Raw genomic sequence first — 23,226 nt, 5'->3', positions numbered from 1 at the left:
TTAACAGATTGCTTTCTTTTTATATTCCGAAGTAGAAGGTCATTTAGTTATATTTAATCTGGGAAGAATGATATGAATTGATATGAAAAAGGTTTAGAAATAATCCGTGAGCATTTAGGGAAAGAAGCAGCTGATGAGCACATAGAAAAAATTAAAGAAGTAGCGCCTTTTTTTGCCAAAGTAAATGTAGAATTTCCATTTGGCGATCTCTATGCACATGAATGTACACTTGCTCAAAGTACCAGAGAATTAGCCACTATCGCTGCGTTAACAGTGTTAGGTTATGCCCATTTAGAATTAAAATTACATATCAAAGCTGCGTTAAATTGCGGTGCAACTAAAGAGGAAATTGTAGAAGTGATTACGCAAATGATTGCCTATTGTGGTTTTTCAGCTGCAGCTAACGCTATCTTGCTAGCAAGAGAAGTATTTAATTCTCTAGATGATAAATAAAATATACTTAAATTCTCTACAAATATTTAGTTTATAAATATTAAAAAATAAGTATATTTTATTAGACCTCTTGCTTAACCTGTTTATTTTCGGTGAGTGCAAGGCGCAAGGTTTTTGAGGAGCGGAGTTTACATGCCGTAAATGAGCACCGGAGAAAACCTTGCAACACAGCAATCGCGTAAAATAAATAGGTTAGGCAAGAGGTCTATTCTAAAAATAAAAACCGAATAGATAGTAAAATCGTTTTTTTATTGTCGAATTAAGCGCTTATTCTTACCGCCAGGTAATGTATTTTCTGTCGAGCGATAAGGATTAATATCTAAACCACCTCGCCTGGTATAGCGCCCATAGACAGTTAATTGCTCAGGTTTACAATAAGTCATAATATCTACAAAAATCCGCTCAATGCACTGCTCATGAAACTCATTATGATTGCGAAAAGAAATAAGATACTTTAATAAACCCTCACGATTAATTTTCTTACCTTTATAGGCAATCTGCACGCTACCCCAGTCTGGTTGGTTGGTAACTAGGCAATTTGATTTTAATAAATCAGAATAAAGAATTTCTTCTACTTCTTCCTCTATGACTGATAAAAAGGACGGCTCAACTTGATAAATAGAGCATCCGACATCAAGATTATCAATCGTTTCACCATCAAAAGATTCAATAACTTTAAATTGTCTTGCCTCTGCAAGCGAATAAATAGTGACTGAAACTTCAGAATCAATTCGCTTTTCTAAGTCACTTTTCACAATATTTTCTAATTCGAATTTATCTTTAATTTTTGTATTATTAAAAGAGTTAAAATAAAGCTTGAGTGATTTCGATTCAATTAACTTAGGTGAACGACAATCATAAATAATTTCAGCTATACCAACCATTGGCTTGCCTTTTTCATTAAGCCAAGATACTTCATAGTGATTCCAACAATCAAAACCGAAAAAGGGTAAAGCAGATGAATTGATCCCTATTTCTTGCCGTTTACCAGCGCGCGGTATGGGATAAAGCCTATCGGGATTGTAAGTCAGATCATAATCTGATTTTTTTCCCAACTCCGATTCGTTACTAATCGCTTCGTATTTACTAAGTATTTGATCACTCATCGTATTTAACTCCAATATTTCAATAATTTTTGCTGTGCTTTGCCAATTTATTGAACTACCCATCTCTATTTGGCTAGTAATATAGGTTAATAATGAAGCAGCTTCATTAATTCGCATGGCTTTTGCGTTTAATTCATCGGCTTGAATTTTAAGAGAAGCATTTAAATTAAAACTTGGTTTTTCAATAAATTTTTTTATTTCATCTAAAGAAAACCTCAAGTATTTCAACGTTATAATTTGCTGTAAAATTAATAAATCTTTTTCAGAATAAAGACGATAGCCAGAAACTGACCGTTTGGTAGGCCTAAGTAAGCCAATCTCATCATAATATTGTAGTGAACGAACCGTAAGAGAGGTCATTCGACTAACTTCTTTAACCTGATAATATTTCATACAACCCTCTCTTTGATACAAATTTTAACCTATTACGTCACGTGAGGGTCAATATTTTTTAAAAATAAACAATAATTGTATGTGTTATAGTAGGATAACTGAGAAAAAATAGCGTTTATAAATGAATTAGCAGGAATATCACCAGATGATTGCAGCAATTATTTTTGATTTTGACGGCGTTATTTTAGATAGCGAACCATTACACTATAAAGCATGCTGCCAAGTTTTAGCACCTTTGGGGCTTGCTTTAAGTTATGATGACTATCAAGAAAACTATTTAGGATTATCTGATAAAGATATGTTTCCGCAATTCATGCATGATAGGCATTACTCTATTTCTGCAGAAGAAATTGCTGCGTTAATCAATAAAAAAGTTTCAGCTTACGAAAAAATAATTTCACACTGCTCCAATTTACCTATTATTGAAGGATTTCCAGAATTTCTCATTAAGATGGCAACCCAAGTTAAAAAACTAGCAATATGCAGTGGTTCTACCAAAAATGAAATAAATTCAGCTTTAGCTAAAATAGCACAAGGTAAGCTACAAACTTATTTTGATACCATTATAACATCTGAAGATGTAAGCCATGGCAAGCCTTCACCAGAAGGTTATCTATTAACCGCGCAGAGACTAAATATTATCCCTGAAAACTGTTTAGTTATTGAAGATACTCCTTTTGGTATTCAAGCAGCTAAAGCAGCAGGAATGCAGGTTATTGGATTACTTACTAGCTGTAAAAATGCATATGATTTAAAGACAAATAAAACTGTTAGCAATTTTAATCAGTTATTACAGGAAAATATTTTAAATTTTATTTAAAAATAAAGACTGTTAAATAATGTCAATAGATTACGCTAATAAAGCGTAATCTACTTTTAAATTAGAATGGGTAAGCAGTATTAGAATATCCTGGCTCTTCTTTAGGTTGGTTAACCTTATCTTTAATAGTACTAAAAGTACGAGTACCTAATTTTAAGAGATTCTCAGGCGCTGAGATCGCTGTCATAACTGCTAAAGCAACTGTTCCTACTGTAAACATACCAGCTAAAATACCCAGTTGTTTTGAAATTGCCAAATTATCTGCAGAAGCTTCCTTTTTCCCTGCCAAACGAGTACCACCAGCCATCATTAAGTAACCTAAACTGGCAATAGCACTTGCGACTGTAACCGCGGCAACTGCAACACTAAGAACACCCCAAGCTAGTGGCGCATAAATTACTGAACCAACTGATTTTGCAACATCGGTAAGGCCTTTACTTGTTGTAAGACCTTTGTAAGGTGCAAAAAAGTTAGAGGTCGTATTTGAACGCACTGGACCTGTTAAAAAATTATAAACTGGAGCAGCAACATTTTGTGCTTTAAAATTTTTATTAATTTTTAAATTTTCCAGTGTCTCAGGTTTAATATATTTATCAAGTCTAACTTTAGCCATGTTAATTCTCCTTATTGAAATTAGGAGTCACAGTGTGCATTATGCAGGCAACTCAGTCAACTTAATCTTTGCTGTTAAATATATTAATTAATAGGGTTCCTTTATATAGAAAATGGAACCTTATTAGTCATGCACTGTAGGTTTTTTTCTTAATGATTTTATTTGGCTTTGTTTAGATTTTTCTGCCAGTATTTTTTGTTTTGTTCTTCTTGATCGGCGCTTCTTTTGCCGCTTTATTTTCTCAATCTCTTGTTGTATTTTAGATTTTTCATCACTATAAATAGCATCTAATTTTTCGCAAAGCCGTATTCTAGCAAAGTAACGATTATCCTCACGACTGCGTGTTTCCTGGCATTTTATCTCGATACTTAAAGGCAGGTATTTTAAATAAACTGTTGAAGCAGTTTTATGTAAATTTTGACCACCTCTGCCACTACCAATAATAAATTTCTCAATTATTTTGGAATCCTGAACATCAAGCTTTTCCATCCAATGTTTCAAATTATCCCATTTTTCTTTACTGATCATGGCTACTCATTTCTAAGGTGATTTATAAATTACAAAATTTATTTATTAATGCCTTTAAACTTTTAACATCTTTGAGAAAGTTAGTCTAATTAACGTGAATTCGACATAAAATATATTTGCTATATTTCATGTCGAATTTATTTATATTTAATCTGGATCACGTACAAATGCTTCGCATTTTAAGGGATAACTTTCGTTTAGCGCCATAAAAGAGCCTTCGCCTCTTTCATGTCGAACTCACGTTAACTAATCAACCTCAGCTATGATATAAAGCTAATAATTCTTTGCTAGTATGACAACCTAGTTTTTCCATAACCTTAGCTAAAATACCTTCTACTGTCCGATATGACGTTTTTAATTCTTTCGCAATTTCTTTAGCCGCTTTTCCTTGAGCCAATAATTTAACGCATTTTGCTTGCTGTTTAGTTAAAGGAATAGGTAGGTGCAAGATTTTATGAAATAAAGTTAAATCTTTTTTTTCTAAATTTATCTGTGTACGCGCTTTAGATGATTTAGCATCCGTTATCTTTTCTTGTATAGTACTAACGTGATGTTCTAGATTATTATCATTACTATTAATCGTCATCATTGCTAAGTTCTCGTAAAGTCTATTACGTTGGTCGTGAAGAGCTTGGAGAAAAGAGTCAACTTCTGTGGATTTTAGCAGAAGTGGCGCTGGGTTACGTGATAACCGCTCTAGTTGCGTAGGTAAGCTTACTTGTAAATAAACTAAGTATTCTTTTTCTAAAAGTTTGGCAATTTCTTTGCTTTCTATAATATTCGCATCAGTAGCTATAACTATATTTTCTCTTTTTAAAAGATTAGATAAAACCTCCTTTTGGCAATTAAAAAAAGAAGCAGTCCCTTTAGGACCCATAATCTCATGTATCATTCGGCCAATTTTATATTCCAATCCACAATCTGCATCAATAAAGTCCCAGCCTAGCTTAGCTGCTAATGACTGCGCCAGTAATGTTTTGCCCGCACCAGGATGTCCTATAATAAAAATTCTTGTGTATTTTTTCATTTCGTTAACCTCAAATTAATAACTTCAAATATTGTATAAATTTTAATCAATATTATAATTATTAATCTACATTAACTACAATACGTAGAACTACTTATAATGACTATCGCTCTAAAAAACGGACGCGCAATATTAAAATTCATTATAATTTTCATTTATTTTCAGCAACTTAAATCTGCAAAGCCTAGAAAATGATGGATATCAACTAATAGTGCAATTGGGTGGCTCAACTAGCGTAACTTCATTTTTGCTAACCTTTTCCTCAATAAGTCCAGCTAATACCTGTAGTACTGTATTTTCTCCAGTTAGCCGTTCAAGTGTAGCCTGATTTACTTTTGCTCTACCTTTTTGTGCCGATGGTAAAAGGGGCTCCATATTTTTTTCTAGGAGCGCTCCGATTGCTTCTTCCCAATTCTTATGGACTGTGTCAGGAAATTTAAGAGTATTTATGGCTTTTTCCATAGCGTTTACTCTATCATCAGCACCTATTTCCTTGCCGTTTTCAAAGCGATCTTTTAAGTTTGCTTCCATTAATTTTACTAATTGAGGAGCTAGTTTAAAGAATACCTCTTTATTTTTTGCAGGATCTTCTAAAAATTCAGCTAATAATGAGCTTGCCTCTGCTGTTGTATCAAACTTTTTAAACATAATATTGAACCTATGTACATCAGTTTACTACTTAATTATAGGATAATTTTTAAACTTAAAAACTCATAATCAATCAATAATTCCAAAAAAAAAATGAAAATTATGAGGTAGAGATTGTGGTTAGCAACGATTTTTTGCTAAGTCACTATATTTTTCTAACCAATACATGAGGTTATTTGCAGCGTAATAATTAGTACATTATACTAAGATTTATTGGCCGCTCTCTTATTACATAGCTTTTTATATTCAATTTCTAATAGTTTTAACTCGTCATCATTTAATTTATCTAAATCAATCGAGAAATTATTAGCACGCTGACTTGATTTAATTAATTCATCCAGTTTTAAATTTAAAATTTTAGTATCACGATTTTGAGTATGCTGAATTAAGAAAACCATCAAAAAAGTAATAATGGTCGTACCGGTATTAATAATTAGCTGCCAGGTATCAGAGTATTTAAAAATAGGTCCTGTTACAGCCCAGATAATAATTAATAATAAGGCAATAATAAATGACCAAAGGCTACCTGCTATTTCGCATGTTACAGTTGCAAACCTATTAAATAGTTCATTAACCGGTCTGTTTTTTTTTGTATTTTTCATAAATTCCCTGTTTAGATTACATTTATACTTTAATCTTTATATAAAAAAATTTTCAATACCTTAAAAGTATATTTATACTAAACATTTTACGACTTTAAACGATGTAGTTTCACTGACCAAGGAAGATAGTTTAATGAAAATAACGACATACCAATCAAAGAAAATAGGCACAGTTGTTGTTAGAACAGAAGGCCATCAAGCAACTATTTGCTCCGATCGCTTAAAACTTAAATCGCTTAATCAATGTAATATTTCATATTTAATTGATCAATATAAACCTCTCTTAATTAACCCTGAAAACACAAAATGGTTTGGTACAGGCAAAATCTGGAGCGAGAAAGAAGTAGAAGATTTCGTTCTAGAGGAAGAAAAATATTGGCGTGAAGGAAGAAATTATGGTGCTTTTGCTGTATATGACGCAAAAACTAAAAATTTTATCGGTAGTTTATTTATTAATCAGGCAATTAATGATTTTGCGCATATTGGTGCTGGCCATAAGCAGGCAATAGAAATTGGCTATATTATTGATAAAGAATTTAATGGCAAAGGTTATGGCACAGAAATAGCTATCCTTGGAAAAAAATACATAAAATATCTTGCTGCAAATTTAACAAACTTAAATGAAGAAAATAAGATTAAAGAGATTGTTGCTACAGTTCATCCACTTAATAAAGGCTCCTTAAGAATTTTAGAAAAAACACTTAAACAACAAGAACCAGAAGAATTTAAAAAATTTGGCGGGCAACCACGACTTTTATTTTTTAAACCCTTAAAAGAAGAAAAAATAGCCAACATAGATTTCCTATGTAACGCAAAATTATAAAGTTTATAAACGAGTAAGCATTAAATATATAAAAATCTTCTCGGGTAAATTCCCTTTAAGCCAACGAGCTAAATAAACGCCTAAGATTTGTTTAAAATCGCAACATATACTATTATTCATGCTTTTATATTAGTCACTATGCTTTTAACTAGAAAACAATTTGTCGAATTGTGCAATCAAGCAATTTTTTATACCCGAGATAGAATTACGATTAGGAATCAAAAAAGTGGCTATCAAAATTATCATCGTGAAATAAAAGAAAATAATTATTTTTTAGCTAACGTCCGCCCTCCCTTAATTAGTTCTCCAGAACATTCCTATATATATCGACATGATTTTATTGAATATACAGGTCTAGGTAATTGCCATGAATTAGCGGACTATCTTTTAGTTGAAATCGGTAAGAGAATTGACTGGTATAATGCAACCGCAAGACTTCGTGTTGTTAGTTCTAAAGAAGTCGACCATGTTTACATTGAAGTTCTTATTCAATTAGCTAATGAAATTGAGGTTTCTCGCTGGGAAGTGGATGCTTGGGATCCGCGTATTATAGATATCAGTTTTCGTCCTGATGGCTCAATAAAGAACTCCGAGTCTCTTGATTATGGATATGCAGCCTTTATTAAAAACTCTATTTACTCTGATGAAATTAATTATCAAAAAAGATATACTTTCTTTCAAAATCCACCTAAGCCTATACCGGGCCCCCCAGACCTAAACGCTACCCCAGAAAGAGAAATTTTAGATAAACACTCTGAGCTTTATAGGGACTATACATTAGAAGAGGCAATAAAAGAGGGCAAAATTGATCCAGAAGGAAATATTCATTATTTACAAAAAGCATCAACTTGGCAGATTTAATTAATTATTGTAAGGCTAAAAAACAATATTATAAATTATAGGCTAAGCACAAGCTTTCTTAGTCTATTCGTTTTTATTAGAAATTAGGTTTAAGTAGCCTCTACAGGTTGTACTTAAAATAATTGCTCTGAATCATGATATAATTAAATTAATTTAATTTAATTATATGGATATGGATTCACTACCGGTAGAACTCCTGAAAATGATCCTATCATACGTTGTTCATGAGTCACCAGCTTCTTACAAAAAGATTGCTTTAGTATCTCAATTTTGGAATACCTCAGTCAGTGAATATAAGCAAGAAGTACAACAATATCACGTCAATAAATTGTGGCTGGAATTTAAATCTAAACTTAATCTGTTAGAACAAGAAACTAATGAGAATTTTCCAGAAAAAACATATAACTTAAATGCGGTTAATTTAATTAATGAGCTAAAATTAAGGAATAATATAAATGAAAATTTTCAATTTAAAAAACAGCAACTTATATCCGATTACATTAGTCAATGTATGCAATTAGGTGATCCGGGGAAATTTGAATTAATTAAGATGCATCTTATCAGTAAACCTTTGATATTTTTCACTTCTATTGGCGTTATTCGCGAAGATTATTATTTATATAAATCATTTATTCCTGCACAGCAACGAGACCCTGAGTTTGCTACTTTATTACTTTCATCTATAGATATTAATAAAAATAAAAATGCTAAATTTTTATCTCAAGTACTTAATTTAGAAAATACAACCCTAAAGTCTGATTTACACTAAATTACTGTACAGTTTCCTTTAGAATTTTTATTATCAATTTTGCTGCTCTTCGCTGACTCTTTAGCTGTAATGCTACCTTTAAAAAATTGATTAGGATTTAAAGACTCATCACCAATAAAATTTATAACAGCTTTTGCATTAAAATCAATAAAACTATCCATATGTAATACCAGTATATCCGTTTTTAAATTAGCGTGACCAGGATGACTACTAAAAGTACCCATCATTACAACAATTTCAGGAGTCAAGTAGCGCTCTGGCATCTCTTGTCTTTCTTCCGCTGGAATAAAAAATCTACTAACGCCCTCTTTTACAGTTTCATTTTCTAAAAAATCTGCTACCGATAAAGCCTTAAGCCGGCCCTCCATTGTATCATTCAAAATAAGGCAAATTTCTTCTAGATCTTTTTTGCTATTTTTAACTAAAATTATCCCAGTAATTGCTGTTCTATGAATAGCCTCAAACCCAAAGGCTGGGTACTCTAAAATTAGTGGACCATTTTTTTCTAATAAAGAATGTAACTCTTGATATATCAATCTTTTTTCCTTATTAGTCGTTTCTCTATAATCCTCAAACGTACCCGTAATATCACTTAAGCTTACAGTTTTTGTTAAGTTTAAAATTTTGCTTTGATTGTCATAAAAATCAGTTGTAGGAGGTGCCCCCTTTAGCAACATATTATTTAAAGTATCAGGCGATATTCCCGACTCTAGCATTTGCTTAAGTAAAAATTCTTTTTGTGCTTCAAATTCTTCTTCTTTTTCAGAGTTACATCTCACTATACTTGGGGCATAGAGCCAACACGAATTAATCGCTTTTACTTTTTGCTTTTCATCAACAATACTTTGTTCTACTAAAGGAGATTTAAAAATTAACAAAATATCTACCCATAAACTTAAAATAGATACAAATAGTATAACATTTAAACTTAAATTTACTAGTTTAGGCCTTATAATTCACTAAATTCCAGCATTACTACTTTATTTATGGAAATTCAGGCGCCTTAAATGCCTTAAATCAGAAATAATTAACTAAATCTATTTGAATAAAATGCAGGTAAACCTATTATTAATCTAGAATTTAAAGCTTTCATAATTAAATTGTTAATATTTTTTAAACAGAGTAATAAATAAACTAGTTACTTTGAGCTATAAGTAAAACCACAAATCATTTGTGCAAAGCAAGGATTTTTATTATGAAAAAACTAGGACTTATACCTATCTTCCTGATTCACATGACCACCTCTTTCGCTTCTCATAAAACGGTTGTTTGCACTATGCAAGGGTTGCAAGATAAATTTTTATTCTCTCTTCCTCAAAAGACAGGAGATTTACCTCATATTGATTTCCCATATCCTGTAGAAACCACAGTTTTCGTTATGAGAGAAAAAAATTTACTTCTTGTGGCCATGGATCAGGAAGAAAAATCACGTCCGCGACTTTTTATTTCTGCACAAGCTGCTAACAAAAAAAATGGCGAATACAAAGGACAATTTATGGCTGATTGGGGCGGTAACCAGCTTCAATTAGATAACGGACTCATATCTTGTAAATTAGAATAACCACGCTTAATAAGGCAAGGGCATTTCTGAATATAAACTGGCTAACTATTAAGAAGCATAATTTAGGTATTTATTGAGACGAAACAAGAAGAATGCTATTCTTTGCGCACAGAGTAAAAAAGGAAAGCCATGAAGTTTGATAACCAAGAGAAAGACAAAACTAACCAAAATAGATTCTTTAAAAATTTACCTAGAAATCTATTACAAACCAGCCTTCCTACTATGCGCAATGTCATTATTGTTGTTGATAAGGATGAAGAGCTCAGTCAAAAAGAAGAATCGGCCCAATCAATAAGCCTTATCTAACAAAGCTTATGATAGATTCAATTTTTAATAAGTTATCAGCTGTCCCCGAAATAGGCATAGCACCTATCTTACATACTACCTACAGGAATAAATTCATTCATAGCTTAAGGAAAATTATTGATTACGCTGATCAGGTGTTGGATAGCGATTATCAATCTTTATTAAATAGAATTGCTACAATTGAGTCTCACTCACCTAAATTTATTTCACCCAGATTGTATAGTAATTATTTTAAGCTTCTTAAAGCAATGCAAGATGATGACGTAGCCTTAGTAAAGCAAATCATAAGTGCACTTAAAACCGAAGATTACGCCTGGATCATGCAAGAAATGCAAGTGAGTTTAGGTTTGCAGGAACCGTGGGAAAATCAAATTTTCTATGAGGAAGTGTGTGTCGCTTTTGGCTCAGATAAATTACAAGCCTCTACACCCATACCTAGTCAATTGGAGCAATTTCAAGCAGATGTAAAAGAAGCAATGCAGTTAATTACTGCTGCTGATTTTAAATTTGCTAGTGAGATAGAAGCCTTCGTTTCAACACTCTTTTTAGTGGAAAGCAAAGTCAGTGTGGGAGCAACTTCACCTATGTTCTTTGGTGCTATCTATCTGTCTTTACCTGAGAGCCATATAGAAAACTCTTCCATGCTATTTCTAATTGAGCATCTAGTCCATGAAACATCACACTTGTTCTTAAACACTATCCTTGCTCATGATCCACTGATTTTAAATGTACCTACTGAACTTTTTTGCTCACCTATTAGAACTGATTTAAGGCCTCTTCTTGGTATTTATCATGCTACTTTTGTTTTAAGTAGAGTGATAAGAATATTTAAACAAATAAAATATTTAGATTTGTACTTTACACAGAAAACGTTAGAAGATGCAATTAGCAGTTTAACTAAAAAATACGAAACAGCTTATCAAACAACTAACCAGCAAGCCTCATTTACACCTTTAGGTAAACAAATTTTTATTTCCACAAGAGAATGCGCGTTAATGAATTAATTACTAATGGTTAAAGATGTAGTTTATGCAGTGAAGTTAGCAGAGTATTAAGTTTCATTTAATAATGAACGACTTTCAAGGTTCTTAATAAAATTTCTGTCGTTGACTTTATATTAGAAAGGAAGCAATGAATAAAATTCGTAGATTTTTTTGTTATATCAAATGGGCTAGGTGAACTTAAAGAGGTTATAAATACTTGTAGCTAATTCAATCTAAAGAAGGCCTTCTTCTTTGTATTTGTGTGATGATTTAATGCATTCAAAACAGGCTGGTTGAGTTGATTTTGAAGGGCATGTCTAAAATACCGTTTGGTTTATAAAATAGTGCTCCACTCCAGAAATAAAAAATCCGGTGATTTGTGTGAAGTTGCGCAACAGTCAAATAATTGAACAGATTTGTCAATATACTGCTACAATTATTCATGAAATAAGCCTTATTGCTAAATATAAAGGCAGATATTATGGATAATACAAAACAAAGAATAACCTTTATGTATGTATTAGTGTTTACCTCTCTCCCAAGCTGGGCTTGTGCTCAATATGATATCTTTTTACGAAATGATACTCCGCACACTGTTTATATTGACACGGACGCTTCAAAAAATTTAGATCCCAGGAGCTATCATGGCTGGCATGATAAGGCTTTAAAACCTTATCAAGCAGCAAAAGTTCAGGTTTTTAATTATGATAAGTATATAGATAAGGGAAAAAAGTATAAATTTAATATTTTTGTGAAGAAGCATCCAAATGATAGGGATGTTCTCCTAACCTTTACTACCTACTTAGAGGGGAAAAGCATTGGCTCTCATCTTTATCAATCTGAATTAACCACAAAAAACCAGCAATTATATTTTTTTGATAAAAAACCTCAACCCATGTATTCAGAAGTTTACAGTCAAAAGGTTGAGAATATCTTTAACAGCAATAAGGAGATGATTTTATACTGTGCTACAATTAAGTACACTGTTCCAAACCCCCATTTTAATTTTCAATCTACAGATGCACTAACCTACACTATTTTAGAAAAGCAAAAACCGTTTAACTATAATTTCAACTCAAAAGAACTTAGTTTACTGACCTATAATGTTCAGCTCTGGCCATTTTATGGGCCTGTTGGTGGGATAAGATTAAACAGACCTGAGGTGAGAGTGAATATAATCAGCGATTATATGAAGCATTATGACATTGTGTCCTTTCAGGAGTTAATGGATAAAGATTACCGACAAACTTTAACTAATAATATGTTGCAACAGTATCCGTTTCATTATGGCCCTAATATGGGTAAATCATTTTTATCCAGTGGCTTGATGATTTTTAGTCGTTGGCCAATTATTAAATCCGGAGGAATAATCTATAAAGCCTGTAGTAATATTGATTGTCATGCCGATAAAGGCGCAATCTATATTAAAATCGATAAACTAGGAAAGATTTATCATATTTTTAATACCCACTTACAGGCCAATGAAAAAGAAGATGACCACAGTGATGTCCGTGCTCGAATCGCGCAAATCCAAGAACTTAAGCAATTCATTAGTGATCAGAATATACCTGCTAACGAAGTTGTTTTACTCATGGGTGATCTCAATATCAATGCCAGCCAATGTACAAATAATGAAACAGGGCATTGCACTGAATTCAAACGATTAATATCTGAATTAAAAGTTAATTATAGGGTGCATAAGAATTATAAAGTCGTTTCATTTAGTAGTGATCCATCTAAAAATTGGATGAACACGGGAAATTCAAAAAGTATTCTAGATTACATTTTGCCATTTAATAATCAGAACATTCAATTCAGTTATGAAAGCAAGATGTTAGTCCTTCGCGGCAATCACGCTAAAGAAATGTATGTCGGTACGCCTTACGCCGATACAGATTTGTCGGATCATTTCGCGCTTGAAGCTAAGCTTTGGCTCTACCCTAAATAAAGGGACGCTTTAATCAGGTTAGTCTAAACTAACCCCTCGATATAGCGATCAAAGAGATTAAAGTGCCAAAGCTTAATGTTATCTTAAATTTACCGGAATTTACGGTACAAAAAGTAAGCGGTTATCAGCCCCGATTTTTAATGGCTTTATTGGTCGGGACGGTAGGATTTGAACCTACGACCACTAGCACCCCATGTTCTTGATATCAGATCTAATCGAAATTACATCCATTATTGAAGAGGATGTACTCTATGAATATTGATCAACTAAGGCAACTTGTTAAGAAAGGCGAATCAGATCATTTAGAATTCAAAATCTCTACCAGCCAACTTAAATCTGCATTTGAAACAGTATGTGCTTTTTTAAATTTAAAAGGTGAATTCATTATATTTGGCGTTAAAAATAACAGGGAACTCTTTCGTAATGTTGAGAAAAATGATCTATCAGCGCTTGTGCAGCTGCACTATCTTGAATTGCTGGGAAGAGTTCCGTAACCCTTGGGCTAGAACTAATCCCTATCCGCCATTGTGTTAGCGTAATCAGTTTGTTCAAACCAACAATAGAGTTTTTGCATAACCTAATGAATTGATTAAGCTTTATTTCTTTCGCCAAAAAGCAGATAATTTTTGAACAAATAAAAGACGAACCAAAACTAGGTTTCGTAGACTAATCTGCCTATGTTTTGCGGTTCTTCCACAACCGCACCCTCATTAAGCCTATTGAAATAAGAATAAATCTAAGACACTTAAAATTGAACTTTGCGATTTAAGGTTAGGCTAACTACACTTACCCAGCAAATCTATTTAATTAAGGAGAAAAGGATGACTCATGAAAAATACCAATCTTGTATAGAGGCCTGTCAAGCCTGTGCAGTAGCTTGCTATCATTGTGCTAGCGCTTGTTTGCAAGAGCAAGATGTTCAAAAACTAGCAAAATGTATTGCACTTGATATGGAATGTGGTGATATTTGCAGTTTAGCTGTAAAGATGATGGCAAGTAGTGCTCAATTTTCTGCTGAATTTTGCAAATTATGTGCTGATGTTTGCAAAGCATGTGGTGATGAATGTGCTAATCACAAAGATATGGAACATTGCCAACAATGCAAAGAAGCCTGCTATCGTTGTGAAAAAGAGTGTAGAAAGATGGCGTCGAACGCATAAGAAAACTCACTCTTAACTAGCTTTGAAGTGCCTGCTTCAAGGCACTTCTTAAAATAGGATAGATAGGCCAAAGGTTAAGGTATTTTCGCTGGTGTCTTGCTTTAAGCCTCTTAAGATTTTCTTGAAAGAACCGTACGCTTTTTCATGCTCAAATTCCGCCGTCAAGTTTAAGCCTGGCATGAGTCTGTAATAAGGCCCTACAATATAGCGCATTTGGTTTAAACCGTTGCCAATACCGCCTTCAGCTACTGTCTTTGTAGCTAAAATACTACGAATGCCTAAACGTAGAAAAAGGTTGTTGGTTAATTGTGTGTCTCTCAAGAGCTCTAAATCCAACTTAACACTACCATTGTAGTAGTAACTACGTAAGTTGGTTGCAATAAAATAAGGTAATACACCTTCAATGCCAACACCTGGCTGCCAATAAGGTGAAAAAGCAGGCTCATTAAAGTAATTAGCGCCCCCTTTTATAGCCCAAAATTGGCTAATAAGGTGCCAATAAAAAATATCAATATCAGCACTTTCAACTTCGCCATGGCTAAATTCAGCATCATTGGTAAACAGTTGTAACTTATGGTAATCAGGTCCATACAAGCCTAAATAGGTGAGGCGCTGCACACTATTGAATGGATCAGCGGCTATATCAAGAAAGCTTGCAAAATAAAACCTGGCGCGGTGACTTACAGGGTTTACAGTTAGATTTTTGTCAATAGGAACCAACTCATCTACCCTTACGATGGGACGATTATAATAATCTGTTGAAGCGATTTCATACTCAGGTGCTCGCAATCCTTTTACCACTTCCAACAGCGTTCTATATTGAAAAGTACGCGCCATACCGGCCATCATGTGGTAAAATTGGTGACAATGAAAGAACCATTGACCACTTGCATCCGTATCAAAATCTGCAACGGCTGTAGCGCCAGGTGGAACATTGATAGTATGCAGCAAAGGATCATAAGCGCCGTGACCATTGCGTAAAATAAACCAGTGCCCGTGAATGTGCATAGGATGGCGCATCATTGAGTTGTTGGTAAAAATAATTCGGTAACGCTTTCCAGGCTCAATTAAAATAGGTTTGGCCTTATACTCAGGTAGCCCATTTATAAACCAAATGAAACGCTCCATGTAGCCGAATAACTCCATACGAATAACACCGTCAACAGGCCTATTTGGATTATTGGTTTTAATAGCCGCGGTTAAATCTTGATATTTTGTGCCCATTGTCATCGCTTGAGCGTTAGAGTTATTCAGAGGTGTTATTGCATCGCCTACAATACTAGGCTCAGTCGGCATGCTCATGGCATGATTCATAGAGCTATTTTCATTCACTCGGGAATGCTGCTCTATGTCAGAAAAAACTTGATGAGACGAATGTTGAGCAGGCATCTCCTTAACGTGGTTAAGATGTTTAGTATTCTCCTTTTGTATGGAATGATGATTCCTATTACGCTGGTGTTGTACAGAAACACGCATTTCCCTTGAATTTTTCTCTAGAGATTTTTTCTGGGTACTATTTCCGTTGTGCTGCATACTATGCTTCATGCCCTCAGGTGACTTTGAACCATGACTCATTCCTTCCATCATGTTAGCCATCATTAAACGCGTGACTGGTAAAGGCTCAGGAAAGCGTGTTATTTGGGTAAAGTTAAGAGGCTGATTAGGTGAGGTAATAAGAGCACCAATTGCGGCGCCTATCGTATCAATCGATTCTGCGTAAATAAGATAGGGACTGTGTTTCTGAACGCGGACAAGTACATCGTAGGTTTCACCCGGTGCAATATCAAAACTTTGTACGGTAAATGGCTTAATGTCATTACCTTGGGCGTGCACCATCGTCATAGGGCTATCCTGAATTTTTACACGAAAGGTGGTGCTAGCACCTGCCCCAATAAATCGTAAACGCACAACATCGCCTGTTTTAACCAGTGCAGTCCAAGGATAGGTATTAGGCTGACCATTGAGTAAAAAAGCATCGTAGGCTACATCACTGATGTCATAAATACTCATGCGCATTTGCTGCATCATTGTATAGTCACTAACCAATGATTTGCGCTCGCTAGCATCGGCACGCTGATAATCTTGAATAAATTTGCTTAGCGAAGGCTGCAGGGGAAATTTAGGTGCAAAATAATCGCCATCCTTTTTTAAATTAAAAAAAACTTGCTCGGCTGGAATATTGCTCCAATCAGAAAGAACAATAACGTAATCTTTATTATATTGATAAGCAGGTGGCCTTTTAGGATCAATTAAAAAAGCGCCATAAAGTCCATCTTGTTCTTGTACATCAGCATGCGCATGATACCAATAAGTGCCCGACTGATGCGGTGTAAATCGATAATGAAATTCTTTGCCAGGTAGTATTGGTTTTTGCGTGACGTGTTCCACACCATCCATCTGCCAAGGCACTAATATACCATGCCAATGAATAGCTGTTCCTACATCTAGCTGATTATGCACAATAATATGGACACGCTCTTCTTCTTTAAAACGAAGGGTAGGCGCTGGAATTTGGTTATTAACAGCAATAGCGCGGCGCATTTTTCCTGCAAAATTTACCCATTTGTACGCTACAACTAAGTTAATAACATGTTCTGTCTGTGCATTAACATGCCCGTAACCCTTTGTAACTTTTCTCCTTAATGGTTTTACAACAGAGAAACTACTGGATTTCTCATTTAGAGTGTTTATGTGGTTAGATGGCGTTTTATTCATATGATGCTCATGCTGAGCCCACAAATTAAAACATAGAAGAAAAGAAAATAAAAAAAACGAGTAAACTAAACTTCTTACTAACATAACTTATCCTTAATCAGGCATACTTTTAGTATGCCCTATCACCTAATCCTTAATGTTCTAAAGAAATTGCTACAAGAAAGGTAACATAATGCTTTCTAAGAAGAATAAAACCAATTAAACCTGACAATTTCTCTTATTGTACAGCTTCCTTAATCTGAACTTCCATCTCGGGCGTTATCTCAGTTGTACGAGGTGGTAAAGCCGTGTTACCTTGAGCGCCCTTCTGCTGAATGTCATTAATTAATAACTTCATCTCAGCAATTTCACGTATCTGCCCCTCAATTATTTTATCAGCAAGCTTTCGTACGCGCGGGTCTGTGATAGTCGCCTTTCGCGCATTATTGATAGCAATCGAATGATGAGGAATCATTGATTTCATAAAAGAAACATCCGACACCATCGTTTGACTCCTGTTGAGGAATAAAAGTAAAATAAAGCCAATCACCGCTGCAATAAGAATACCGATTTTAACAGCCTGACCTTTGTACATCGACCACATAAAGCCGAGCATAACAATAGTCATAACGCATCCCATTATCAACGACGCCAGTAAACGATTGATGCTGAACATGACATGATCCCATGAGTAGACTAGCTGATACATTAAGAAAAACATAATGAGTGTTGAAGTCGCGATCATTGCAAAGAACTTGACCCAACTCATGCTCGGTTTTTGGTTTTGCATGTTATAAAACTCCCTGTACATTGATGAATCCCGGAGCACTATCTTGCCCAGGTGTATAGTTAATAATGACTCCATCAAATTTCTTAGTAGGTAGGTCTTTTATTGCAAATGTAAGCTCTTTAATCCTCCGTATTTGAGGATTTGTAAGGCTAGACTGCTTACTCGCTACCTCAACTTGAGCAGAATATTAATAGTAGTGATAATGTTTCTTTTGTGAAAAGCTGGGCTTCACTCAACATTTTCAGTAAACATAAAGACGTAAATACCACCTGAACTGTTACCAATAAATCGATGGCTAAATGGTAAAGTCTACAGGAATTGTATTGCAATTTCATGACATAATTAACATGGTTAAGGCCATTCCAATCATCATTAAATTTTCAGTCAATGAAATAAACCCTAAAGGTACGTTACTATTGCCGCCAACGCAGGCACATTTTAACTCACGTTTATCGATATAAACGGCTTTAAACACAGAAATAGCGCCTATCGTTCCTATAAATAAGGCAACTGGGATTGAAAGCCAACGCAAAGCTCCTGCAATCATTAAAATCCCTGCTAATGCTTCTGCAAAAGGATAAATATAACTGTAAGGGACCCACCGCTTGGCCAAAAGGTCGTAATTTAGAAACATAGTTGAAAAACTTTCGATATTTTGTAGTTTTAAAAGCGCAAGTATCGCCATGCTAAATGAAATAAACCAGCCTAAAGCCCTTGTTGTAAAAACTGAGCCGGTAAAGGCATAGCTTGTAGCAAGTGCCATAAGTGCGGATATTGCAAAAAGAGCAATCACAGGGCGGTAACTTTTTTCGTCTGGATTCTGCACTTTTTTTCCAAAATAGGAACGTAAATCATCATATCCGCCAACCCGCTCTCCGTTGATAAACGTTTGAGGCGTTGTTTTTACGTCGTGTTTCGTTTTAAACTCGTCCACCTCCTCACGGCTAGTTAACCACTTATCTTCAACGCTATAACCGTGCCGTTGTAATAAGTCTTTAGCTTTGAGACCATAAGGGCACGTATGTTTTGGCATTACCATACGATAAAGAGTTGCTTTATTAGCTGTATTACTCATGGAGATACTCCATTGTTCATGATCCATATAATATAAAGTATGTACTATAAGTACGGAGTCATAATTAATGTACAATAAAATAATGGAATTCGCTAAATTGTGGAATTGAAGTAGAAACAGTTCACTATTGTCAGCGGCAGAAATTCTCTAACTTACCGCCGCAGCTAATCGCTTTAATGAAATCAGTTAACTAAAAATATACCACTTAAATACTGAACATGGCCTACCGTAAAATGATTTAAGGTTGGAGCATTGAAATCCTTTTTTAGGAGCTTTATTTAGCAACTGAACCGTTTTTAATCTTAATTCAAACTAAAATTCTATAATTTAAATTGGAGCCGCTTAACAGCCAAGCCTTGTAATTTACATAGGCTCTCTTTATGGATAACAAAAGAACTTTTATTGGAAGTAAGCTTATGCTTAAAACATTTTTTAACGCTAGGTTCAAGATCAAAATCATACCATAGACCTTACGAAACCTGATGCACAGGAGATTAACATGATTGATGGAGTACAAAAGCAAATTTCTCAAAAAGTATTATTCATACCTGACCTTGAAAGAATGATTGGCAGAAACCGGGTGACCTTGCGTCGCTGGTGGCTAACGGGCAAGTTTCCTCAACCTGTAAAATAAACGGTACAACTTTAGCTTGGCATAGTGATGAAATTAATTCTTAGATAGATCAAATCATTATTAATGGAAAAAAGAAACTCGTGAATAATTCAACTCTTCGATAGTGTCGCCAATTTTTGAGAAAGCTGCCGAGGTATCCCAGCCCCGGCAGGAACAAAAACAGGCAACAAATATGCTTCAGACAGCCCTGGACTTCCGGCCTCCGTTTCTTTTTAAACCTCTTATAAGGGCCTTAACTTTTTGTATTTCTTAGGATATTGGCGTCAGACGATTAGAATAAATGGTAGTAGCCAAAACACGTGAACCCTGCACTTTTTCAATCTTCACATCAAATGCATCAAAATGAAGGCGCTCGTCCTTCTTAGGTGCCCTTCCTAGATGTTGTAAAATAAGGTCAGACAATGTTTCAATATTTTCATCTGCTTCAATATCTATATTTAATGCTTGTTCCAGAGAGTATATAGAACAGAAACCCGTTGCTGTGATTGTACCATCTTTATTTTGTACCCAGTCTAAATGCGTACGGTGAAACTCATCTTTAATGATACCAAGCATAACCTGTAGTACGTTGTCCAGCGTGATAAAACCCAGTAATTTATTATCGCCATCATAAACTAATGCAAAATGAGGCATACCTTCACGAAATCGTCTAAACAATTTATTGACTGGAAGGTGGTAAGGAACTTTCAATACCGGACGCATTATCTCACTTATTGATTGAACTTCTTTCGATTTATTTGTTGTAAACACATCTTTAACATGTAAGATGCCAATAATTTCGTTTTTTTTATCGTCACAAACGGGGTATCTGCTATATCGGTAAGTTTTGATAAGCTCAATTAATCTTTCCATTGACTCATCCTTATTGACTATAATCATATCGCTGACAGGGCGCATGACTTCTATTACCCGAAGTTCATATAGATCTAATGTTTTCTCAATGATATCGGACTCTTCTGCATGAAGAACACCCTGCTGTTCTCCGATTTCAGTTAATGCGATAAAATCTGTTCGAGAAAAAATACTTTTATTCGTGTCTGAACGAAATACTTTGGTGATTAGCTGACATAGCCATACTAAAGGGTATAGCACCTTTATCAAAACACTTAATGAATATACCGTAAACGTTACCAATTTTTCCCAAAAATTTGCCCCAATTGTTTTAGGAATAATTTCAGATAAAATTAATATAGCCAACGTCATCACTAATGGAACAATAATCCCTGTTATCATAGGATTACTGTCACGCCAGATTAGCGTCGCTTGCTCTCCAACTCCAATGGCACCTACTGTATGCGCAAATGTGTTAAGTGTTAGAATAGCCGCAAGTGGTTTATCAATATTTTCTTTGAAATATTGAATCTGCTTTCCAATAAAAGTACCTTCACGCATTTTTATTTGTGCATAAATAGGCGTGATGCTTAACAAAACAGCTTCCCATAGGGAACAAAGAAAAGAGAAAAGCGTGGCGACCAGAAAAAATGCTATCAATACACTATACACTTATAATCCATTAAATAATTTAATTTAATTAAAAATTTCTCCAAGACATTAATATTACAATGTTATAGTAGTAATCAAAAGAGAAATTACTTATTGGGCAAGACAAAGGGTTATTTTTACCTTGAGTTTCTGGTTGGCTTTAGATAAAAGCCAACAGTTCTCCTTTTCGTACAATAAAAACTAACCACTATAAATTGTTAGGCTTATGGTACTACATGAGCACCAAATTCTTGGCTGATAATCGAGTTCCATATTTTTACCTATTGAATAAGCAAGGCGCGGACTTTACCCTCTTTTTTTTTCAAAAATGAACTTTTATACCAATGCTTTGATTTTTGAGTAAAGGAGTAGCATCAAAAAGATTATTTTATAAGAACACCATTTTACTTACAAATTTAGCTTCATCAATGAGCTTACCCTTCATAGCAATTTGAGTACACTTTATAAGCCTGCTCTCGATATAAAGGCAATATTATTTACAAGAGGAATAATTTTGAAGAAACAAAAATTTACTTACAGCTTAACATTTTTATTTATTTGTATCTTTCTTATTGCTTCATTATCTTTTGGCAAAGAGAATTCCTTATCTAGTTCACCGCAGGATTTAATTTCTAAACCTGAAGAAGAGATTTCGAAAGTAGATATAAAGCCTCGGGCCCGTGATAACGAAATTAAGGACCGTCTTGAAGCAATACTTGAAGCAACCAACTGGTATATTCAGCCAAAAATAAATGTAAAAGATGGTGTGGTTTTTTTAGAGGGAAAAACTAAAACAACTGAGCATAAAAAATGGGCTGAAAATCTCGCCCGAAAGACACAAGACGTTGTTACTGTAGTCAATCAAATGGAGATCATCGATCCTTCTCTGTGGGACATAAAGCAGCAAATTAGTGCTGGTTTGCAAGAGCAATGGCGCCAATTCCTACGAGCATTACCCTTTTTAATTTTTGCTTTATTTATCATGACAACTGCCTGGATTGCCGCACATTTAATTGCTAAACTTATTCGAAAATCCTTACGTTTTCGAGGTATACATCCACTTTTAGCGGATGTTGCCGCGCGTAGTATAGCGCTTTTGTTTCTTATATTAGGGCTTTATTTAATTCTACAACTTTTAGGTTTAACAACCATAGCACTTACCTTGGTTGGTGGTACAGGCGTTATTGGTATTATCTTAGGTATTGCCTTTAAAAATATTACCGAGAATCTTTTAGCGAGTATTTTACTGAGTATACAAAAGCCATTTCACACTAATGATTTAATTGAAGTCGCAGGCATCAGAGGTTACGTACAGGGGCTGACAATGCGTGCAACTCTATTAGTAACCCAGAATGGGCACCAAGCACAAATACCTAACTCTATAGTCTATCAAAGCAACATTATGAACTATACTAAAAACCCTAAACGACGCGAGAGTTTTTTAATTGCAGTTAACTGTCATGAACCTATTTCGATAGCGCAAGAAACAGCACTACTCACTCTAAGTAAACATCCTGCAGTTTTAAATGATCCTGAGCCATTAGTACTAGTTGATAGCTTAGAAGCCGGCATAATTAATCTGCGCATCTATTTCTGGCTTGATAGCAAAAAATATAACTGGGAGAAGGTTAAATCATCGATTATTCGTTTAATTAAACGCGCTTTTCAGGATGCTGGTATTTCAATGCCGGGCGCAGATTTGAATGTAAATATTGCCAAAGACACGATGATTAAGGTTCAAGCAATTAAGGATAAAACTTCTAGTATAGAGGAAAAGCCTAAAAGAGAGGAGGCCGAAACTGTCGCAACACATGCTGAAGGTGAACTTCGCAGTGAAATGGCTGAAATGCAAAAACAAGTTAACCAACATAAAGCAGTTGACAATGAACGCAACCTCTTATCTAACAATGACAGTCAATAAAAATAAGCGCTTTATGACTAATTTGAATT

The 23,226-nt window shown here is 34.5% G+C and carries 24 protein-coding genes and 2 pseudogenes; 14 read left to right on the top strand and 12 right to left on the bottom strand.

All coding sequences use genetic code 11. From position 1 onward, the window contains the following. Window positions 1–99 precede the first annotated feature (99 nt). Window positions 100–453: a carboxymuconolactone decarboxylase family protein gene (locus E1P04_RS09765; RefSeq protein ID WP_131782720.1), complete on the top strand. Its 354-nt coding sequence runs from the start codon at window positions 100–102 to the stop codon at window positions 451–453. Window positions 454–701: 248 nt separating this feature from the next. Here E1P04_RS09765 and queF read toward each other — a convergent pair whose 3' ends face one another. Together queF and E1P04_RS18055 are read right to left on the bottom strand one after the other, a co-directional pair. Next, window positions 702–1,559, bottom strand: coding sequence for an NADPH-dependent 7-cyano-7-deazaguanine reductase QueF (gene queF, locus E1P04_RS09760; RefSeq protein WP_242604428.1), 858 nt, complete (start codon window positions 1,557–1,559; stop codon window positions 702–704). Between the two features lie 240 nt (window positions 1,560–1,799). Next, a pseudogene (locus E1P04_RS18055) lies at window positions 1,800–1,919 on the bottom strand (MerR family DNA-binding transcriptional regulator); the annotation flags it as partial. 178 nt (window positions 1,920–2,097) lie between these two features. On the opposite strand from E1P04_RS18055, the gene E1P04_RS09755 reads away from it, so the two are divergent. Further along, window positions 2,098–2,772: an HAD family hydrolase gene (locus tag E1P04_RS09755; protein ID WP_131782718.1), complete on the top strand. Its 675-nt coding sequence runs from the start codon at window positions 2,098–2,100 to the stop codon at window positions 2,770–2,772. 61 nt (window positions 2,773–2,833) lie between these two features. On the opposite strand, the gene E1P04_RS09750 is transcribed toward E1P04_RS09755, so the two are convergent. From E1P04_RS09750 to E1P04_RS09730, 5 genes are all read right to left on the bottom strand, one after another. Beyond that, window positions 2,834–3,385, bottom strand: a complete 552-nt coding sequence (locus tag E1P04_RS09750) for a hypothetical protein (RefSeq protein ID WP_131782717.1) — start codon at window positions 3,383–3,385, stop codon at window positions 2,834–2,836. 123 nt (window positions 3,386–3,508) lie between these two features. Continuing rightward, window positions 3,509–3,913, bottom strand: coding sequence for a peptide chain release factor family protein (locus E1P04_RS09745; RefSeq protein ID WP_131782716.1), 405 nt, complete (start codon window positions 3,911–3,913; stop codon window positions 3,509–3,511). A gap of 256 nt (window positions 3,914–4,169) precedes the next feature. Further along, the gene (locus E1P04_RS09740; RefSeq protein WP_131782715.1) at window positions 4,170–4,940 is read right to left on the bottom strand and encodes a shikimate kinase; all 771 of its coding nucleotides are present in this window, start codon (window positions 4,938–4,940) and stop codon (window positions 4,170–4,172) included. Between the two features lie 201 nt (window positions 4,941–5,141). Then, entirely contained in the window at window positions 5,142–5,588 is a 447-nt protein-coding gene (locus E1P04_RS09735; protein WP_131782714.1) for a hypothetical protein, read from the bottom strand. A gap of 203 nt (window positions 5,589–5,791) precedes the next feature. Next, window positions 5,792–6,190, bottom strand: coding sequence for a low affinity iron permease family protein (locus tag E1P04_RS09730; protein WP_131782713.1), 399 nt, complete (start codon window positions 6,188–6,190; stop codon window positions 5,792–5,794). Between the two features lie 133 nt (window positions 6,191–6,323). Here E1P04_RS09730 and E1P04_RS09725 point away from each other — a divergent pair, with 133 nt between their 5' ends. From E1P04_RS09725 to E1P04_RS09715, 3 genes are all read left to right on the top strand, one after another. Next, on the top strand, window positions 6,324–7,013 hold the full coding sequence (locus E1P04_RS09725; protein WP_131782712.1) for a GNAT family N-acetyltransferase: 690 nt from the start codon (window positions 6,324–6,326) through the stop codon (window positions 7,011–7,013). A gap of 138 nt (window positions 7,014–7,151) precedes the next feature. Then, complete coding sequence (locus E1P04_RS09720; RefSeq protein ID WP_165482732.1) at window positions 7,152–7,874, top strand: hypothetical protein; 723 nt, start codon at window positions 7,152–7,154, stop codon at window positions 7,872–7,874. Window positions 7,875–8,076: 202 nt separating this feature from the next. Further along, window positions 8,077–8,643, top strand: a complete 567-nt coding sequence (locus E1P04_RS09715) for a hypothetical protein (RefSeq protein WP_131782710.1) — start codon at window positions 8,077–8,079, stop codon at window positions 8,641–8,643. On the opposite strand, the gene E1P04_RS09710 is transcribed toward E1P04_RS09715, so the two are convergent. Further along, complete coding sequence (locus E1P04_RS09710) at window positions 8,640–9,521, bottom strand: papain-like cysteine protease family protein (protein ID WP_131782709.1); 882 nt, start codon at window positions 9,519–9,521, stop codon at window positions 8,640–8,642. The two genes, E1P04_RS09715 and E1P04_RS09710, sit on opposite strands and share 4 nt — an antisense overlap. A gap of 317 nt (window positions 9,522–9,838) precedes the next feature. Between E1P04_RS09710 and E1P04_RS09705 the strand changes: the two genes are divergently transcribed. The 7 genes from E1P04_RS09705 (at window position 9,839) to E1P04_RS09685 (ending at window position 14,601) form a co-directional block, all read left to right on the top strand. Further along, complete coding sequence (locus tag E1P04_RS09705; protein ID WP_131782708.1) at window positions 9,839–10,204, top strand: hypothetical protein; 366 nt, start codon at window positions 9,839–9,841, stop codon at window positions 10,202–10,204. Window positions 10,205–10,333: 129 nt separating this feature from the next. Further along, on the top strand, window positions 10,334–10,510 hold the full coding sequence (locus E1P04_RS17655) for a hypothetical protein (RefSeq protein WP_165482731.1): 177 nt from the start codon (window positions 10,334–10,336) through the stop codon (window positions 10,508–10,510). A gap of 8 nt (window positions 10,511–10,518) precedes the next feature. Continuing rightward, on the top strand, window positions 10,519–11,514 hold the full coding sequence (locus E1P04_RS09700; protein WP_131782707.1) for an aKG-HExxH-type peptide beta-hydroxylase: 996 nt from the start codon (window positions 10,519–10,521) through the stop codon (window positions 11,512–11,514). Between the two features lie 460 nt (window positions 11,515–11,974). After that, window positions 11,975–13,441: a sphingomyelin phosphodiesterase gene (locus E1P04_RS09695; RefSeq protein WP_131782706.1), complete on the top strand. Its 1,467-nt coding sequence runs from the start codon at window positions 11,975–11,977 to the stop codon at window positions 13,439–13,441. Between the two features lie 62 nt (window positions 13,442–13,503). Continuing rightward, window positions 13,504–13,644 (top strand): hypothetical protein, encoded by a 141-nt coding sequence (locus E1P04_RS17650; protein WP_165482730.1) that lies wholly within the window; start codon window positions 13,504–13,506, stop codon window positions 13,642–13,644. Between the two features lie 48 nt (window positions 13,645–13,692). Then, on the top strand, window positions 13,693–13,935 hold the full coding sequence (locus tag E1P04_RS09690; RefSeq protein ID WP_165482729.1) for an AlbA family DNA-binding domain-containing protein: 243 nt from the start codon (window positions 13,693–13,695) through the stop codon (window positions 13,933–13,935). A 327-nt stretch (window positions 13,936–14,262) separates the two neighbouring features. Continuing rightward, window positions 14,263–14,601, top strand: coding sequence for a four-helix bundle copper-binding protein (locus E1P04_RS09685; protein ID WP_131782704.1), 339 nt, complete (start codon window positions 14,263–14,265; stop codon window positions 14,599–14,601). 48 nt (window positions 14,602–14,649) lie between these two features. Here E1P04_RS09685 and E1P04_RS09680 read toward each other — a convergent pair whose 3' ends face one another. The 3 genes from E1P04_RS09680 to E1P04_RS09670 form a co-directional block, all read right to left on the bottom strand. Beyond that, window positions 14,650–17,400, bottom strand: a complete 2,751-nt coding sequence (locus tag E1P04_RS09680; RefSeq protein ID WP_131782703.1) for a multicopper oxidase domain-containing protein — start codon at window positions 17,398–17,400, stop codon at window positions 14,650–14,652. A gap of 133 nt (window positions 17,401–17,533) precedes the next feature. Beyond that, entirely contained in the window at window positions 17,534–17,935 is a 402-nt protein-coding gene (locus E1P04_RS09675) for a DUF305 domain-containing protein (RefSeq protein WP_207386006.1), read from the bottom strand. A 481-nt stretch (window positions 17,936–18,416) separates the two neighbouring features. After that, on the bottom strand, window positions 18,417–19,160 hold the full coding sequence (locus E1P04_RS09670) for a glutaredoxin family protein (protein WP_131782701.1): 744 nt from the start codon (window positions 19,158–19,160) through the stop codon (window positions 18,417–18,419). Window positions 19,161–19,659: 499 nt separating this feature from the next. Between E1P04_RS09670 and E1P04_RS09665 the strand changes: the two are divergent. Then, window positions 19,660–19,838, top strand: a pseudogene (locus E1P04_RS09665) (helix-turn-helix transcriptional regulator). A 205-nt stretch (window positions 19,839–20,043) separates the two neighbouring features. Here E1P04_RS09665 and E1P04_RS09660 read toward each other — a convergent pair. Further along, window positions 20,044–21,297, bottom strand: coding sequence for a hemolysin family protein (locus E1P04_RS09660; protein ID WP_131782700.1), 1,254 nt, complete (start codon window positions 21,295–21,297; stop codon window positions 20,044–20,046). A 493-nt stretch (window positions 21,298–21,790) separates the two neighbouring features. On the opposite strand from E1P04_RS09660, the gene E1P04_RS09655 reads away from it, so the two are divergent. Further along, window positions 21,791–23,197: a mechanosensitive ion channel domain-containing protein gene (locus tag E1P04_RS09655; protein WP_131782699.1), complete on the top strand. Its 1,407-nt coding sequence runs from the start codon at window positions 21,791–21,793 to the stop codon at window positions 23,195–23,197. Window positions 23,198–23,226 lie beyond the last annotated feature (29 nt).

The organism is Legionella gresilensis (assembly GCF_900639865.1).
Taxonomy (GTDB): domain Bacteria; phylum Pseudomonadota; class Gammaproteobacteria; order Legionellales; family Legionellaceae; genus Legionella_C; species Legionella_C gresilensis.
The sequence above is the reverse complement of the archived record's forward strand: the minus strand, read 5'-3'. Positions and strand labels throughout refer to the sequence as shown.

Bases quoted from the DNA above. Each gene is read 5' to 3' on its own strand.
- queF (WP_242604428.1), bottom strand. From the start codon at position 1,559: ATGAGTGATCAAATACTTAGTAAATACGAAGCGATTAGTAACGAATCG.
- E1P04_RS09755 (WP_131782718.1), top strand. From the start codon at position 2,098: ATGATTGCAGCAATTATTTTTGATTTTGACGGCGTTATTTTAGATAGC.
- E1P04_RS09750 (WP_131782717.1), bottom strand. From the start codon at position 3,385: ATGGCTAAAGTTAGACTTGATAAATATATTAAACCTGAGACACTGGAA.
- E1P04_RS09745 (WP_131782716.1), bottom strand. From the start codon at position 3,913: ATGATCAGTAAAGAAAAATGGGATAATTTGAAACATTGGATGGAAAAG.
- E1P04_RS09740 (WP_131782715.1), bottom strand. From the start codon at position 4,940: ATGAAAAAATACACAAGAATTTTTATTATAGGACATCCTGGTGCGGGC.
- E1P04_RS09735 (WP_131782714.1), bottom strand. From the start codon at position 5,588: ATGTTTAAAAAGTTTGATACAACAGCAGAGGCAAGCTCATTATTAGCT.
- E1P04_RS09730 (WP_131782713.1), bottom strand. From the start codon at position 6,190: ATGAAAAATACAAAAAAAAACAGACCGGTTAATGAACTATTTAATAGG.
- E1P04_RS09725 (WP_131782712.1), top strand. From the start codon at position 6,324: ATGAAAATAACGACATACCAATCAAAGAAAATAGGCACAGTTGTTGTT.
- E1P04_RS09720 (WP_165482732.1), top strand. From the start codon at position 7,152: ATGCTTTTAACTAGAAAACAATTTGTCGAATTGTGCAATCAAGCAATT.
- E1P04_RS09715 (WP_131782710.1), top strand. From the start codon at position 8,077: ATGATCCTATCATACGTTGTTCATGAGTCACCAGCTTCTTACAAAAAG.
- E1P04_RS09705 (WP_131782708.1), top strand. From the start codon at position 9,839: ATGAAAAAACTAGGACTTATACCTATCTTCCTGATTCACATGACCACC.
- E1P04_RS17655 (WP_165482731.1), top strand. From the start codon at position 10,334: ATGAAGTTTGATAACCAAGAGAAAGACAAAACTAACCAAAATAGATTC.
- E1P04_RS09700 (WP_131782707.1), top strand. From the start codon at position 10,519: ATGATAGATTCAATTTTTAATAAGTTATCAGCTGTCCCCGAAATAGGC.
- E1P04_RS09695 (WP_131782706.1), top strand. From the start codon at position 11,975: ATGGATAATACAAAACAAAGAATAACCTTTATGTATGTATTAGTGTTT.
- E1P04_RS09690 (WP_165482729.1), top strand. From the start codon at position 13,693: ATGAATATTGATCAACTAAGGCAACTTGTTAAGAAAGGCGAATCAGAT.
- E1P04_RS09685 (WP_131782704.1), top strand. From the start codon at position 14,263: ATGACTCATGAAAAATACCAATCTTGTATAGAGGCCTGTCAAGCCTGT.
- E1P04_RS09680 (WP_131782703.1), bottom strand. From the start codon at position 17,400: ATGTTAGTAAGAAGTTTAGTTTACTCGTTTTTTTTATTTTCTTTTCTT.
- E1P04_RS09675 (WP_207386006.1), bottom strand. From the start codon at position 17,935: ATGGGATGCGTTATGACTATTGTTATGCTCGGCTTTATGTGGTCGATG.
- E1P04_RS09670 (WP_131782701.1), bottom strand. From the start codon at position 19,160: ATGAGTAATACAGCTAATAAAGCAACTCTTTATCGTATGGTAATGCCA.